Raw genomic sequence first — 1,343 nt, forward strand, 5'->3', positions numbered from 1 at the left:
CATCTAAATTGCCACCGTTCCCAAGTTGCGGTTCGCTCCAAATCAGACAATCGCACAACGAAAATAACGTTACCCTCCGGGAAACCGCGTGTAGATGGGCAAAATACGGCATCTCAGAAAGTAGCGCATCTCAAGGAAAATTTTCCTGGAGCGTCAGAGCAAGAAACTTTGAGTGAAGAGGAACGGGATAAACAATATCGACAGCTATCGAACCAGCTTCAATTAAACGAAACTCACCGTAAGCATTTGACAGATGAGCGTGGACTGGTGGAGTTTATCGATTTCATTGGTTTTCGCTCGTGGAAGGAAACACAGATAGAAAATCTTAGTGTCAATTTACCGGGTGTAGTTGAGCGCGATAAAAACTTGTATTTATATGGTCAAACTGGGCTATTTCTCCCAATCCATAACGAATTTGGGCAAATTATCGCCTTCCAAATCCGTCCAGACGATACCAGCAATGGCAAATATAAATGGGGTTCCTCTGCTCCTGCGGGTGGAAATAGCCCTCACTTGGAGAACGGTGAAATGCCACTGACATTTTGCCGTCCTGAAAATATCCAAATCTCTTCAATTGGCTTGGCAGAAGGAGTTTTGAAATCTTGGGTAGTTGCTTGCAACCTCCAACAAATCATCATTGGAGCATCAGGTGCAGCATGGGATTGCAGTCCCAAGTTACTCAGACGTTACCTCGATAAAATTGCCCAGGAACAAAATACATCTCTGTCAAATTTAGTCATCGATTTATACGCAGATGCGGGAATGCTCGCGAATAAGCACATCATGCTGCGTTACCACGAAACAATCAAACTCTTGCAGCAGTGGGAATGTAAAATTCGCATTGGTTGGTGGGGACAATTTACCAAAGATGACCCAGATATTGATGACCTAATTCTTCAAGGAAATCGCCATCAAATCACTTACATTTCAATCGACGAATGGATGGCATTGTGGTCTGATGACATCCGCAATTATTTATTAAAAAACAACGTACAGTTTAATACTTCAGATTGGTCGGCTCCCGTGCAACATCCATATCGTTCCGAATTAGGCTATTGGAAAAAAGTTAAAGCCCTAAGTGGAGATACAGAATGGAAATGGATACCCAAAGCAGGTTTTAGCTTTATCGTCGAGCGGGAATTAATCGGAGTTAATGATGAATATGGAGGGCTAGTTCTACAAGTCAAGCGTACCTACGACCCACCCAATGAGCAGCATCGGGTGGTGGTTCCTGCGGAAATGTTGAACAAAACCACAGACTTTATTAACTGGAGTTTAGACTAACGCATGACAAAACGGTGCAGCAGAAAGAATCTAATGCACATCAGTATACAAATTGAAAA

General features: G+C 42.9%; 1 pseudogene. It reads left to right on the plus strand.

Going from position 1 to position 1,343, the window contains the following annotated elements:
* Positions 1 to 1,284: pseudogene (locus CK510_RS32225) on the plus strand (hypothetical protein); the annotation flags it as partial.
* Between the last annotated feature and the right edge of the window lie 59 nt (positions 1,285 to 1,343).

The sequence above is a fragment of the Brunnivagina elsteri CCALA 953 genome (genome assembly GCF_002289455.1).
In the GTDB taxonomy this organism is placed as follows: Bacteria; Cyanobacteriota; Cyanobacteriia; order Cyanobacteriales; family Nostocaceae; genus Brunnivagina; species Brunnivagina elsteri.